Origin of the sequence: Ramlibacter lithotrophicus (genome assembly GCF_012184415.1) — a bacterium.
Classification (GTDB): domain Bacteria; phylum Pseudomonadota; class Gammaproteobacteria; order Burkholderiales; family Burkholderiaceae_C; genus Ramlibacter; species Ramlibacter lithotrophicus.
This window is the reverse complement of the sequence record NZ_VTOX01000001.1, coordinates 1,129,952-1,143,201: the sequence shown is the minus strand read 5'-3', so window position 1 is coordinate 1,143,201 and position 13,250 is coordinate 1,129,952. Positions and strand designations below refer to the sequence as shown.

General features: G+C 69.9%; 15 protein-coding genes. 8 read left to right on the top strand and 7 right to left on the bottom strand.

The genetic code is table 11. The annotated features are described in order from the left end of the window. Positions 1-22: 22 nt before the first annotated feature. From RAMLITH_RS05395 to RAMLITH_RS05375, 5 genes are all read left to right on the top strand, one after another. The gene (locus tag RAMLITH_RS05395) at positions 23-547 is read left to right on the top strand and encodes a gamma carbonic anhydrase family protein (protein ID WP_168106255.1); all 525 of its coding nucleotides are present in this window, start codon (positions 23-25) and stop codon (positions 545-547) included. A gap of 9 nt (positions 548-556) precedes the next feature. After that, a complete protein-coding gene (gene hslO, locus RAMLITH_RS05390; protein ID WP_168106254.1) occupies positions 557-1,579 on the top strand; it encodes an Hsp33 family molecular chaperone HslO in 1,023 nt (340 codons plus the stop codon). Between the two features lie 98 nt (positions 1,580-1,677). Then, complete coding sequence (locus tag RAMLITH_RS05385) at positions 1,678-2,055, top strand: chorismate mutase (RefSeq protein ID WP_168106253.1); 378 nt, start codon at positions 1,678-1,680, stop codon at positions 2,053-2,055. Between the two features lie 2 nt (positions 2,056-2,057). Beyond that, positions 2,058-3,056 carry a Bug family tripartite tricarboxylate transporter substrate binding protein gene (locus RAMLITH_RS05380; RefSeq protein ID WP_168106252.1) on the top strand — a complete coding sequence of 333 codons (999 nt, stop codon included), beginning with the start codon at positions 2,058-2,060 and terminating at the stop codon, positions 3,054-3,056. Then, complete coding sequence (locus tag RAMLITH_RS05375) at positions 3,053-4,963, top strand: chorismate-binding protein (protein ID WP_168106251.1); 1,911 nt, start codon at positions 3,053-3,055, stop codon at positions 4,961-4,963. Before RAMLITH_RS05380 ends, RAMLITH_RS05375 begins: the two co-directional genes overlap by 4 nt. 6 nt (positions 4,964-4,969) lie before the next feature. On the opposite strand, the gene RAMLITH_RS05370 is transcribed toward RAMLITH_RS05375, so the two are convergent. The 6 genes from RAMLITH_RS05370 to RAMLITH_RS05345 form a co-directional block, all read right to left on the bottom strand. Next, positions 4,970-5,599: an AAA family ATPase gene (locus tag RAMLITH_RS05370; protein ID WP_168106250.1), complete on the bottom strand. Its 630-nt coding sequence runs from the start codon at positions 5,597-5,599 to the stop codon at positions 4,970-4,972. Further along, a complete protein-coding gene (gene ftsB, locus RAMLITH_RS05365; protein WP_168106249.1) occupies positions 5,596-5,898 on the bottom strand; it encodes a cell division protein FtsB in 303 nt (100 codons plus the stop codon). The genes RAMLITH_RS05370 and ftsB overlap by 4 nt, the downstream gene beginning before the upstream one ends. A gap of 4 nt (positions 5,899-5,902) precedes the next feature. Beyond that, a complete protein-coding gene (gene eno, locus RAMLITH_RS05360) occupies positions 5,903-7,186 on the bottom strand; it encodes a phosphopyruvate hydratase (RefSeq protein ID WP_168106248.1) in 1,284 nt (427 codons plus the stop codon). Between the two features lie 104 nt (positions 7,187-7,290). Next, positions 7,291-7,584, bottom strand: a complete 294-nt coding sequence (locus RAMLITH_RS05355) for a DUF1330 domain-containing protein (RefSeq protein ID WP_168106247.1) — start codon at positions 7,582-7,584, stop codon at positions 7,291-7,293. 3 nt (positions 7,585-7,587) lie between these two features. Further along, complete coding sequence (gene kdsA, locus RAMLITH_RS05350) at positions 7,588-8,445, bottom strand: 3-deoxy-8-phosphooctulonate synthase (protein WP_168106246.1); 858 nt, start codon at positions 8,443-8,445, stop codon at positions 7,588-7,590. Positions 8,446-8,548: 103 nt separating this feature from the next. Continuing rightward, positions 8,549-10,231 carry a CTP synthase gene (locus RAMLITH_RS05345; RefSeq protein ID WP_168106245.1) on the bottom strand — a complete coding sequence of 561 codons (1,683 nt, stop codon included), beginning with the start codon at positions 10,229-10,231 and terminating at the stop codon, positions 8,549-8,551. A gap of 142 nt (positions 10,232-10,373) precedes the next feature. Here RAMLITH_RS05345 and coaBC point away from each other — a divergent pair, with 142 nt between their 5' ends. The 3 genes from coaBC (at position 10,374) to RAMLITH_RS26020 (ending at position 12,703) form a co-directional block, all read left to right on the top strand. After that, positions 10,374-11,588 (top strand): bifunctional phosphopantothenoylcysteine decarboxylase/phosphopantothenate--cysteine ligase CoaBC, encoded by a 1,215-nt coding sequence (gene coaBC / locus RAMLITH_RS05340; RefSeq protein ID WP_168106244.1) that lies wholly within the window; start codon positions 10,374-10,376, stop codon positions 11,586-11,588. 20 nt (positions 11,589-11,608) lie between these two features. After that, on the top strand, positions 11,609-12,055 hold the full coding sequence (gene dut, locus RAMLITH_RS05335; RefSeq protein ID WP_168106243.1) for a dUTP diphosphatase: 447 nt from the start codon (positions 11,609-11,611) through the stop codon (positions 12,053-12,055). A 132-nt stretch (positions 12,056-12,187) separates the two neighbouring features. Further along, positions 12,188-12,703, top strand: a complete 516-nt coding sequence (locus tag RAMLITH_RS26020) for an outer membrane lipoprotein (protein ID WP_272954146.1) — start codon at positions 12,188-12,190, stop codon at positions 12,701-12,703. Positions 12,704-12,724: 21 nt separating this feature from the next. Here the strand turns inward: RAMLITH_RS26020 and RAMLITH_RS05325 are convergent, their stop codons facing one another. Further along, on the bottom strand, positions 12,725-13,243 hold the full coding sequence (locus RAMLITH_RS05325; protein WP_168106242.1) for an FKBP-type peptidyl-prolyl cis-trans isomerase: 519 nt from the start codon (positions 13,241-13,243) through the stop codon (positions 12,725-12,727). Between the last annotated feature and the right edge of the window lie 7 nt (positions 13,244-13,250).

The window sequence follows — 13,250 nt, the reverse complement described above, 5'->3', positions numbered from 1 at the left end:
CCCATTTCCACTGAAGGCAGCGATGGCGATCTACGAACTCGACGGCAAGGCTCCGCAACTGGGGCAGGGGGCCTGGGTGGCCGACAGCGCACAGGTGATCGGCAACGTCGAGCTCGGCCCCGACGCGAGCGTCTGGTTCGGCGTCGTGGTCCGCGGCGACAACGACCCGATCCGCATCGGGCGCAACAGCAACATCCAGGACCTGGCGGTGCTGCATTCCGACCAGGGCGTGCCGCTCACCATCGGCGAGAACGTCACCGTAGGCCACCAGGCCATGCTGCACGGCTGCACGGTGGGCGACGGCTCGCTGATCGGCATCCAGGCGGTGGTGCTCAACGGTGCGAAGATCGGCCGCGGCTGCATCGTCGGCGCCGGCAGCGTCGTCACCGAAGGCAAGGAGTTCCCGGACAACTCGCTGATCATCGGCAGCCCGGCCAAGGTGGTGCGCACGCTCGATCCGGCGCGCGCCGACGGCCTGGTCACCAGTGCCCACAACTACGTCGCCAATGCGCACCGCTTCGCCCGGGGCCTGCGCAAGATCGGCTGAGGGCCTGCCTTGAGCGAATTGCACAAGTTCCTGTTCGACGGCCTGCCGGTGCGCGGCAGCATCGTGCGTCTGACCGACGCCTGGACCGACATGCTGGCGCGGCGGCAGGCCAATACGGCGACTGGCGCCTGGCCGCCGCCGGTGGCCGAGCTGCTGGGCGAGATGGCGGCGGCCGGCGTGCTGATGCAGTCGAACATCAAGTTCAACGGCGCGCTGGTGCTGCAGATCTTCGGCGACGGCCCCGTCAAGGTGGCCGTGGCCGAAGTGCAGCACGACCTGAGCCTGCGGGCCACGGCCAAGGTGGTCGGCGACGTCGGCGTGAACGCCCGCCTGCCGGACATGGTGAACCACTCCAACAAGGGACGGTGCGCGATCACGCTGGACCCCAAGGACCGCTTCCCGGGCCAGCAGCCGTACCAGGGCGTCGTGCCGCTGCACGGCGACCGCGGCGAGAAGCTTGGCAGGCTGAGCGACGTGCTGGAGCACTACATGCTGCAGTCGGAGCAGCTCGACACGCGCCTGGTGCTGGCGGCCGACGGCAAGGTCGCGGCCGGGCTGCTGATCCAGCGCCTGCCGGTCACGGGCGAGGGCAACCTCGCCGGTGCCGAGCAGCATGGCGGCAGCCAGCGCACGAAAGAGGGCGCGCCATCGTTCCGGGGCCAGGCCAACGAGGATGCGATCGGCCGCAACGAGGACTACAACCGCATCGCGACGCTGGCCGCCAGCCTCACGCGCGAAGAGCTGCTGGAGCTGGACGTGGAGACCGTGTTGCGCCGGCTGTTCTGGGAGGAGAAGCTGCTGCGCTTCGACATCCAGACGCCGCGCTTCGCCTGCACCTGCAGCCGCGAGCGGGTGGCCAACATGATCCGGGCGCTGGGGCAGGAGGAGGCGCAGAGCATCCTCGAGGACCACGGCGAGATCGACGTGGGTTGCGATTTCTGCGGCCAGCAGTACCGGTTCGATGCGGTGGACGCGACGCGCATCTTCACCGCCCCGGGCGACCAGCCGCCGGTGAGTCCGACGATGCAGTGAACGCGGAATGCGGGAGCGGGCGCGGACGCGGCCATCCGTACGCAGGGCCGGTTTCGTTTGGCCGTCGGCTTTCCACCGGCGCGACATAATTGGTACAAATGAACAGTCCACACGAGCCCGCCGTCGCGGGTGCGCCAGTGCGGCGATTCAAGGATCCGGCGTACGTCGAGGTCGCCTCCACGCTGGGTGAATTGCGCGAGCGCATCGACTCGCTCGACGAGCAGATCGTGAACCTGCTCGCGCAGCGCGCGGCCTGCGTGCGCGACGCGACCCGCTTCAAGCGCGACGCCTTCCAGGTGGCGGCGCCGGCCCGCCAGGCGCAGGTCTTCGAGCGCGTGCGCGCGCTTGCGGCGCCGCATGCGCCCGCCTTTCCGGGGCTGCCGGACATCGTCGAGTCGACTTATCGCACCCTGGTCGGCGCCTTCGTCGCCGCCGAGGCCCAGTTGTTCCAGGACACCGAAACCATCCAACCATGACCATGAACCGCACTTCCACCTCCCGCTGGTCCTCGCTGGGCCGCCGTGCCGCCATCGGCGTGCTGCTGTCCTGTGCCGCCGCCTCCGGCGCGTTCGCCCAGGCGTGGCCGAGCAAGCCCATCAAGCTGGTCGTGCCGTACGGGGCGGGATCTTCCCCGGACGTGGCGGCGCGGATCATCGCCGAGAAGGTCGGCGCCCGGCTCGGGCAGCCGGTGGTGGTCGAGAACCGGGCCGGCGCGGGCGGCAACAACGGCACCAGCGCCGTGGCGAAGGCGCCCGGCGACGGCTACACGTTCCTGATCAGCACCAACGGCCCGCTGGTCTACAACACCGTGCTGTACGAGAACCTGCCGTACGACCCGTTCAAGGAACTGCGGCCGGTGGTGCTGGCCGGCGGCCAGGCCAACATCTGCGCGGTGCGCGCCGATTCCGGCATCAATTCGCTGCGCGACCTGGTGGCGACGATGAAGCGCGAGCCGGGCAAGTTCAACTACTCGTCGATCGGCGTCGGCAGCCTGTCGCAGCTCGGCGTCGAACTGCTGAAGGCCAGGACCGATACCTTCGCCGTGCACATTCCGTACGCTTCCTCGCCGCTGGCGGTGCTGGCGGTGCTGCAGGGCGACGTGCAGTTCACGTGCGTGCCCGCCGTGGCGGTGGTCCCGCAGGTGAAGGCAGGCAAGCTGCGGCCGCTGGCGGTGTCGACCGGGCAGCGCAGCTCGCTCACGCCGGACATCCCGACCATGAAGGAGGCGGGCTTCCCCGAAGTCGAGAACGTTGCCTGGATGGCCATCATGGCGCCGGCCGCCACGCCCACCGAGGTCGTGCAGCGCATGAACCAGGAGATCAACGCCGCCCTGGCCATGCCCGACGTCAAGCAGAAGATGAACTCGCAGTACATGGAGCCGATCGGCGGCTCGCCCGAGGACCTGCAGCGCTTCATGGCCAAGGAGCTCAAGACCATGGCGCCGGTCATCAAGCGGATGGGCGCCAAGCTCAAGTGACGCAGCGGATACGGCTCGCGGCGACCCGGCGTGCCGCGGACGCCGCCGAGGCCGAGGCCGCGCTGTCCCGCCTGGGTACGCGCCCGGGCATCTATTTCGGCATCGAAGGCGGCGTTGCCGGCCTGCATCCGCTGCAGGCGACGCTGCTGCATCGCCCGGCGCTGGCGCTGCGCCTGTTCGGCGACGGCGTCGAAGTGCAGGCGCTGGACGGCCTCGGACGCGCGCTGCTGCGGCAGCCGGCACTCGCGGCGTGGGCCGCCGGTCCATTGCGCGGCACCGGTTGCGGGCCGCTTGCCCTGGTGCGCGGCTTCATGGCGTGCTTCGAGCCGTCGCGCGACGCGCTCCTCGCCGGGGCGCTGCCGTTTTCCGCGCACCGGCTGGCTGCCGGCGGCGAGCCCGGCGAACACCTCGGCCTCCTGTTCTTCGCTGGGACCTTCCTGCGGCGCGACGCTGCGGGCGCCTCGGAGTCGGTGAGCCTGGCCGTGCCCGGCGCCGATACGGCCGGCGAAGCGGTGCACGAAGCGCCGCAGCCATCCGCATCACCGGCCGCGGAACCGCGGGACGACCTGCCGCCCGGCGGCTATGCGGCCATGGTGGAGCGTGCCGTCGTGCTGCTCCACGAGCGGCCGCTGGTGTCGCTGACGCTGAGCCAGGCCTGGCGCCGGCGGGTGGTCATGCCGCCGCTGGAGGCGTTCCGCCGCCTGCGCGAGGCCAATCCGGCGCCTGTCACCTTCTTCGTCAACGATGGCCGCGGCGAATGCCTGCTGGGAGCTTCGCCCGACCTGCAACTGGTGGTGAAGGGCCGCAGCGTCGAAGCGCTGCCGGTGTGCGGCACGGTGGCGCGCGGCGCCGGCGCCGTGGGCGAAGCCGAGTCGCTGCGCGAGCTGATCGACGAGGAGGTGGATGCCGCCTCGCTCGCCGTCTGCAGCGACGCCTTGCGCAACGACCTGGCGCCGTTGTGCGAGGCCGGAACGCTGCGCCTGCTCGATCGCCGCCGGGTGATGTCGCTGGCCACGGTGGTGCATGCCGTGGACCGGCTCGCGGGACGGCTGCGACCCGGGTGCGACGCGTGGGACGCCATCGCGGGCACGGCGGCGCCGGTCATGGTCACCGGAACGCCGCGCGCGCAGGCACTGGCCGCCATCGCCGAACTCGAATCGAGCCCGCGCGGCTGGTACGGCGGCATGGTGGTGCAGGTGGACGGCACTGGCGACGCGCTGGCCGGCACGATCCTGCGGGCGGCCGCCGTGCGGGATGGCGTGGCCGAAGTGCGCACCGGCGGCGACCTGCTGGCCGGCTCGTCGCCGGCGCGCGAGGAAAAGGAGGCGCGGCTCAAGACCCGTTCGCTGTGGCGCGCCTTCGGCCTCGAAGCGGCGGCTCCTGCGGGCGAGGCGGCGGGCACATCGCACGCGCTGCCGTCCGCGGTGCGGCTGGTGGCCGAGGGGGACGCGTTCGCCGCCGCACTGGCCGACTGCCTCGCCGGCCTGGGCCTGGGCCTTCGCGACGATGCCGCACTCACGGTGCTGGCCGGCTCGCGGCGCATCGAAGCGCCGCGCCACGTGATCGCGATCGGGGACGCCGCCGTGCTCCTGCTGCACGCCGAAGGGCATCCGGCGCATGGCAGCGAGCCGCAGCACGGGCACCTGGTGCGTTGCACGCGGGCGGCGGCGGCACCCGGCGGCGCCGGCACGTTCATCGCGGCGCGTTCGTTGCGCTGGCAACTGGGCGCGCGCAAGCCCGGCCCAGGCTGGTCGGTGTGGGCGACCGACGAAGAGCGCGTGCCGCAGGTCCTGGTGCACGAGGAGCGGCGCCTCGCGTGCTTCCTGTTCCGCCCGGAATCGCTGCTGTCGCAGCCGGCGGCGGTGGAACTGCTGCAGGCGGCGCTGGCCCTGTGCGGGCGGAACTGATCGAGGTCAACGCCTCGCCAGCGAAGTGAACAGCCGGTGTTCGCAGTCCGGGTCGCTGCACTTGCCGCATTGCCACTGCCAGCGCGCGGCGCCCGCCGGCGGCGCAGGGCGCTGCGCCAGGCCAGGGGGCAGCGCCGCCAGCGCGTTGCGCAGCCGGTCCTCGCCGGTGCCGTACACCACCCGGTACGCGACGCCGGCGCGCGCGAGCAGCTCGCGCACGAGCCGGTCCGTGTGCTCGCGCGAAGCCGACGCGTCGCGCTGCAGGCCGTCGGCCACCCACGGCAGGTCCAGTCCCATGACCAGCGTCAGGTCGTAGCCGCGCTGGCGCTCCAGCGCGAAGCGCAGCAGCGGATCGTCGTCGAACAGCAGCCCGCCCCAGACCGCGACCATGAGGGCGGTGGTGTCGGCAATCGCGACCTGCGCCGTCGCGGCAGCGGCTTCAACGCGCCGCTCCTGCTCGCGCGCAATCGGCCAGTGTTCTTCGGGTCGCGGCGTGCGCCGCTCGCGTTCGCACCACTCCCGCAGGACCTCGGGCACGACCGCCGCCGGGTGCCCGTCGCGCCGCAGGGCGGTTGCGAGCTGGGTGGCGAGCGTCGTCTTGCCGGTGCTCTCCGCGCCGAGGAGCGCGATCCTCACGGCTTGGGGGCGGAAGCCGGGGCGGGCCTGGCGATCTGGACGTAGATCTCGTTGGGCTTGACCATGCCGAGCTCGGCGCGGGCGCGCTCCTCGATCATCTCCTGGCCTTCCTTCAGGTCGCGCACCTCGGAGGCGAGCCGCTCGTTGGCCTGCTGCGCCTGGACGTTGGCCGCATTCTGCGCCTCCAGTTCCCGCTGCAGGCCCGCCACCTTGCCGAGGCTGCCGCGCCCGAACCACAGCTGCGCGTGGACCAGCAGCAGCAGCCCGACCAGCAGCAGGGGAACGAGCCGTTTGGCCAAGCTGCTAGCGCAGGTTGTAGAAGGCCGCGCGGCCCGGGTAGCTGGCGACGTCGCCGAGGTCTTCCTCGATGCGCAGCAGCTGGTTGTACTTGGCCATCCGGTCGCTGCGGCTCAGCGAGCCGGTCTTGATCTGGCCGGCGTTGGTGCCCACCGCGATGTCCGCGATCGTTGAGTCCTCGGTCTCGCCAGAGCGGTGGCTGATGACGGCCGTGTAGCCGGCGCGCTTGGCCATCTCGATGGCGGCGAAGGTCTCGGTCAGCGTGCCGATCTGGTTGATCTTGATGAGGATCGAGTTGGCGATGCGCTTCTCGATGCCCTCCTTCAGGATCTTCGTGTTGGTGACGAACAGGTCGTCGCCGACCAGCTGCACGCGCGAGCCGAGGCGCTCGGTGAGCAGCTTCCAGCCGTCCCAGTCGCTCTCGCCCATCGCGTCCTCGATGCTGATGATCGGGTACTTGTCGACCCACGTGGACAGGATGTTGGTCCACTCGCCGGCTTCGAGCACCAGGCCCTCCGCCTCGAGGTTGTAGCGGCCGTCCTTGTGGAACTCGCTGGCCGCGCAGTCCAGGCCCAGCGCGATCTGCTCGCCCGGGCGGTAGCCGGCGGCCTCGATGGCCTGCAGGATCAGGCCGATCGCGGCTTCGTGGTTCTCGACGTTCGGGGCGAAGCCGCCTTCGTCGCCGACGGCCACGCTCATGCCCTTGTCGTGGATGATCTTCTTCAGCGCGTGGAACACCTCGGCGCCGTACCGCAGCGCCTCGCGGAAGGTCGGCGCGCCCACCGGGATGATCATCAGCTCCTGCAGGTCGAGGTTGTTGTTGGCATGGGCGCCGCCGTTGACCACGTTCATCATCGGCACCGGCAGCTGCATGCCGCCCATGCCGCCGAAGTAGCGGTACAGGGGCAGGCCCGATTCCTCGGCCGCGGCGCGGGCCACGGCCATCGAGACGGCCAGGGTGGCGTTGGCGCCGAGGCGGCTCTTGTTGTCGCTGCCGTCGAGGTCGATCAGCGTCTTGTCGAGGAACGCCTGCTCGGAGGCGTCCAGGCCCAGCACCGATTCGGAGATCTCGGTGTTGATGTGCTCCACGGCGCGCAGCACGCCCTTGCCGAGGTAGCGGCCCTTGTCGCCGTCGCGCAGCTCGATCGCTTCGCGCGAACCGGTGGACGCGCCCGACGGCACCGCCGCGCGGCCCATGGTGCCGGATTCCAGCAGGACGTCGCATTCGACGGTGGGGTTGCCGCGCGAGTCGAGGATCTCGCGGCCGACGATGTCAACGATGGCACTCATTTGTTGTTTCTTCCGTTTCCTTGGCAGCTACTCTGTCTTGAGCCCCTCCCCTCGAGGGGAGGGGTTGGGGAGGGGTGGGCACATGGGCCCCGAAGGGGAGGCCGTCAGGCCGCCCCCTCCACGATCAGCATCCGCATGTCGGCGGCGCCTTCGCGCGCCTTCTTCGCGGCCTGGTACTCCGGCGAGTCGTAGAACTTGTGGGCCGCTTCCACCGACGGGAACTTCAGCATCACGAACCGCGCCGGGTTCCAGTCGCCTTCCAGCACCTCCACCTTGCCGCCGCGGATGCACACCTCGGCGCCGCCCGCCTTCATGGCGATGGTGGAGAGCTTCTTGTATTCCTCGTACTGCACCGGGTCGGTGACGTCCACGGTGGCGATCACGTAAGCACTGGGCATGTCTCAGGCCTCGAAGTTGTTTTCCAGAAATCCGTTCTTCTTGGTCACGGCGTCGAGCGCGACCAGCGTTTCCAGCAGCGCCCGCATGTGCTTGAGCGGCACGGCGTTCGGGCCGTCCGACAGCGCCTTGGCCGGGTCCGGGTGCGTCTCCATGAACAGGCCCGCCACGCCGACGGCCACCGCCGCGCGCGCCAGCACCGGCACCATCTCGCGCTGCCCGCCCGAACTGGTGCCCTGGCCGCCCGGCAGCTGGACGGAGTGCGTGGCGTCGAACACCACGGGCGCGCCGGTCTCGCGCATGATCGCGAGCGACCGCATGTCGGAGACCAGGTTGTTGTAGCCGAAGCTCGCGCCGCGCTCGCAGGCCATGAAGCGGTCCTCGGACAGGCCGTTCTCGCGCGCTGCCGCGCGGGCCTTGTCGATCACGTTCTTCATGTCGTGCGGCGCGAGGAACTGGCCCTTCTTGATGTTGACCGGCAGCCCCGACTGCGCGACGGCGCGGATGAAATCGGTCTGGCGGCACAGGAAGGCCGGCGTCTGCAGCACGTCCACCACCTTCGCCACCTCGGGGATCTCGGCCTCGGTGTGCACGTCCGTGATGACGGGCACGCCCAGTTCCTTCTTCACCTTGCCCAGGATCTCCAGGCCGCGCGCCATGCCCGGGCCGCGAAAGCTGGTGCCCGACGAGCGGTTGGCCTTGTCGTAGCTGCTCTTGAAGATGAAGGGGATGCCCAGGCTGCCGGTGATTTCCTTCAACTGCCCGGCGACGTCGAGCTGCAACTGCTCCGACTCGACGACGCAGGGACCGGCGATCAGGAAGAAGGGCCGGTCCAGGCCCACGTCGAAGTTGCACAGTTTCATTCACCCACCTCGAACGACGTGGCGATTGCCTCCGGGTTCCGATCCCCGGCGAAGCCGGGGCCCCTCTCCAGCCCTGCGGCAATCACCTCGAAACCGCACAGCTTCATGCCACCGCCTTGAGCGGCTTGCCGGCCTGGCGGCCGGTGCTCTGCTGGTGGTCGACGGCCGCCTTCACGAAGCTGTTGAACAGCGGGTGGCCGTCCCAGGGGGTCGACTTGAACTCGGGGTGGAACTGCACGCCCATGAACCACGGATGCACGTCCTGGGGCAGTTCCACGATCTCGGTGAGGTGCTCGCGCTGCGTCAGCGCCGAGATCACCAGTCCGGCCTGCCGCAGCTGGTCGAGGTACTTGACGTTGGCTTCGTAGCGGTGGCGATGCCGCTCGGTCACCACGTCGCCGTAGATCTTGTGGGCCAGCGTGCCCTTGGCGACGTCGGAGCTCTGGGCGCCCAGGCGCATCGTGCCGCCGAGGTCGGACTGCTCGGTGCGGGTCTTGATGGTGCCGTCGGCTTCCATCCACTCGGTGATCAGCGCGATCACCGGATGCGGCGTGGCGGGGTCGAACTCGGTGCTGTTGGCGTCCTTCAGGCCGGCGACGTCGCGGGCGTACTCGATGGTGGCGACCTGCATGCCCAGGCAGATGCCGAGGTACGGCACCTTGTGTTCGCGGGCGAAGCGGGCCGCGGCGACCTTGCCCTCGATGCCGCGCTTGCCGAAGCCACCCGGCACCAGGATCGCGTCGTACTTGGCCAGTTGCGACTCGGTCTCCGGGGTGATGGTCTCCGAGTCGACGTAATCGATCTTCACGCGCACGTGGTTGCGCAGCCCGGCGTGCCTGATCGCCTCGTTGAGCGACTTGTAGCTGTCCGAGAGATCCACGTACTTGCCGACCATGGCGATCGTGATCTCGCCTTGCGGATGCTCGGTCTCGTACACCAGGTCGTCCCAGCGCTTGAGGTTCGCGGGCGGCGTGTTCAGGCGCAGCTTGTCGCAGATAAGGCCATCGAGGCCCTGCTCGTGCAGCATGCGCGGCACCTTGTAGATCGTGTTCACGTCCCACATGGAGATCACGCCCCACTCGGGCACGTTGGTGAACAGCGAGATCTTGCCGCGCTCCTCGTCGGGGATCTTGCGGTCGGCGCGGCACAGCAGCGCGTCGGCCGAGATGCCGATCTCGCGCAGCTTCTGCACCGTGTGCTGGGTCGGCTTGGTCTTGAGCTCGCCGGCCGCGGCGATCCACGGCACGTAGGTCAGGTGCACGAACGCGGTGTTGTTGGCGCCCATGCGCAGGCTCATCTGCCGCGCGGCCTCCAGGAAGGGCAGCGACTCGATGTCGCCCACCGTGCCGCCGATCTCGACGATCGCCACGTCGGCCGCGCCCGGCTCGCCGAAGTGGGCGCCGCGCTTGATGAACTCCTGGATCTCGTTGGTGATGTGCGGGATCACCTGCACCGTCTTGCCGAGGTAGTCGCCGCGGCGCTCCTTCTCCAGCACCGACTGGTAGATCCGGCCGGTGGTGAAGTTGTTGACCTTGCCCATGCGGGTGGTCACGAAGCGCTCGTAGTGGCCGAGGTCGAGGTCGGTTTCGGCGCCGTCGTCGGTGACGAACACCTCGCCGTGCTGGAAGGGGGACATGGTGCCCGGATCGACGTTGATGTACGGATCGAGCTTGATGAGGGTGACCTTGAGGCCGCGCGATTCGAGGATCGCGGCGAGGGAGGCTGAGGCGATTCCCTTCCCCAGGGAGGACACCACACCGCCGGTGACGAAGACGAATTTGGTCATGTCGGTCGGGAGCCGCGGCGCCCGGAGGTGGTAAAGCGAAATTATAGGGGTCAGGGGTTAGAGCTTAGGGGCGAGGGGCCAGGGGATGAGAGAGGTCCGGTTGCTTCCCGGTCCCCCGTCCCCGGCCCCTTACACTTCCGCCATGACCGAGCTCGCCGGCAAACACATCGTCCTGGGCCTCTCCGGCGGCATCGCCTGCTACAAGGCCGCGGAGCTGTGCCGCACCCTGGTCAAGGCCGGCGCGACCGTGCAGGTGGTGATGACCGAGGCGGCCGAGCAGTTCATCACCCCCGTCACGATGCAGGCGCTGTCGAACCGGCCCGTCTACACCTCGCAGTGGGACCGCCGCGAGCCCAACAACATGCCGCACATCAACCTGTCGCGGGAAGCCGATGCGATCCTGGTCGCCCCATGCAGCGCCGACTTCATGGCCAGGCTGTTGCACGGCCGGGCCGACGATCTCCTGAGCCTGATGTGCCTGGCGCGGCCGCTGGCGCAGGTGCCGCTGCTGCTCGCGCCGGCGATGAACCGCGAGATGTGGGCGCACCCCGCGACCCAGCGCAACATGACCCAGCTCGCGGCCGACGGAGCGCACATCCTGGGCGTGGGCAGCGGCTTCCAGGCCTGCGGCGAGACGGGCGACGGCCGCATGCTGGAGCCCGAGCAGATCCTGGAGGACGTGGTCGCCTTCTTCCAGCCCAAGCTGCTGGCGGGCAAGCGCGTGCTGGTGACCGCCGGCCCCACGTTCGAGGCGCTCGATCCGATCCGCGGCATCACCAACCACTCCTCCGGCAAGATGGGGTTCGCGCTCGCGCGCGCGGCGCGCGAGGCCGGCGCCGACGTCACGCTGGTCGCCGGTCCCGTGCACCTGCCGACGCCGCGTGGCGTCACCCGCATCGACGTGAAGTCGGCCCGCGAGATGCTGCAGGCCACGCTGGGCGAGGAGCCGCGCGCCGACGTCTTCGTCGCCACCGCGGCCGTGGCGGACTGGCGGCCCGCTGCCCAGAGCGAGCAGAAGATCAAGAAGCCCGCCTCGGGCGCCGCCCCGGTCGTCGCCTTCACGGAGAACCCCGACATCCTGCAGACGGTGGCGCAGGGCGCGCGGGCCAGGAGCGGGGCGCTGTTCTGCGTCGGCTTCGCGGCCGAAACCCACGACCTGGCCGCCCATGCACGGGCCAAGCTCGTGCGCAAGGGCATTCCGCTCATCGTCGGCAACATCGGCCCGCTGACCTTCGGCCTCGACGACAACCAGATGCTGCTGGTCGACGCGCAAGGCGTGCGCGAACTGCCGCGCGCCTCCAAGACGGTCCTGGCGCGCCAGCTCGTCGCCGAAATCGCGCGGCGCATCGCCGGCTGAGCCTTTTCCCCCACGCTCCAATGAAAATCGACGTCAAGATCCTCGATCCGCGGATGGCGGACCAGCTTCCCGGCTACGCCACGCCGGGCAGCGCCGGCCTCGACCTGCGGGCCTGCCTGGAAGGCCCGCTCACGCTGGAGCCGAACGCCTGGCGGCTGGTGCCGACCGGGATCGCGATCTGGCTCAAGGATCCCGGCTTCGCCGCGATGATCCTGCCGCGCTCCGGCCTGGGCCACAAGCATGGCATCGTCCTGGGCAACCTGGTCGGGCTCATCGACAGCGACTACCAGGGCCAGCTCATGGTGAGCGCGTGGAACCGCAGCGACACGGCCTTCACGCTGCAGCCGATGGAGCGGCTGGCGCAACTCGTGATCGTTCCCGTGGTCCAGGCCCAGTTCAATGTCGTGGACGAGTTCCCCGCGACCGAACGCGGCGCGGGTGGCTACGGCTCGACCGGCAAGCACTAGCTCGTCCGCATCAGACGGGGCGCCAGCCCCGGCCCGGTCCTACAGCAATCTGCGGCAATGCCTGCGGCCCAGATGGAGCGGCAGGACTCTTTAATCGTGGTGTTCGCCAGCTTGATCACAAGGAGAGCCACCATGAACACGAAATCCAGATTGCTTCCGATCGCCGGAGCCGCCACCCTGGCCCTGGCCATGGCCGGCTGCAGCACGACCGACCTGTATGGCCAGCCCGCGCCCGTGACGTATCCGTCCGGCACGTACAGCAGCGCGCCGGTCGCCGCCGTCGAATACGGCCGCGTGACCAACGTGTCGCTGGTCAGCGGGCAGCCGATCGCTTCGTCCAACCAGGGCCGCAACCTCGCCGGCACGGCCATCGGCGCCATCGTCGGCGGCCTGCTGGGCAACCAGATCGGCGGCGGTTCGGGCCGCTCGGCCGCCACGGTGCTCGGCGCGATCGGCGGCGGCATCGCCGGCAACCGCATCGCCCAGAACACGGCGCCCGGCGGCACGGTGGCGAGCACCAACCCGGTGTACCGCATCGAAGTCCAGACGGACCAGGGCTATGTGCGCACCTACGATGTGGCCGCCACTGGCAACCTGCGCCCGGGTGACCGGGTGCGCATCGAAAACGGCGTGATCTACCACGCCTGACGGGCGCAAGCGGGCGGCCTGCTAGTGCAGCAGGCCGCCGTCCGGCGCGCCGGTCTGCACCTTGAAGAAGCCGGTGCCAGCCGAGCCCCGGCCGACTTCCTCCTCGGTCGCTTCGCGCACGCGCTCCACCTTCAGGTGCAGGCGCAGCGCGATGCCGGCCAGCGGGTGGTTGCCGTCCACGACGACGTGCTCGGGATAGATCTCGGTCACGGTGTAGAGCAGGTCCTTCGGGGCCTGTTCGTTCGCGCCGGCGGGCAGTCCCTCGAAGGTCATGCCTTCTTCCAGCTCCTGCGGGAACAGGCTGCGCGGCTCGAGGAACACCAGTTCCTCGTCGTAGTCGCCGAAGGCTTCCTCCGGCTCCAGGTGCAGGTCCAGGCGGTCGCCGGCCCCGTGGCCCTGCAGCGCTTCCTCGATGCGGGCGAGCAGGTCGTCCCCGCCGACGAGGAACTCCACCGGCTCGGCCAGTTCGTCCAGCACTTCGCCGAGCGTGTCCTCGAGGGTCCACGTCAGCGCGACGACGCATTGCGGTGTGATTTCCATGCCATGA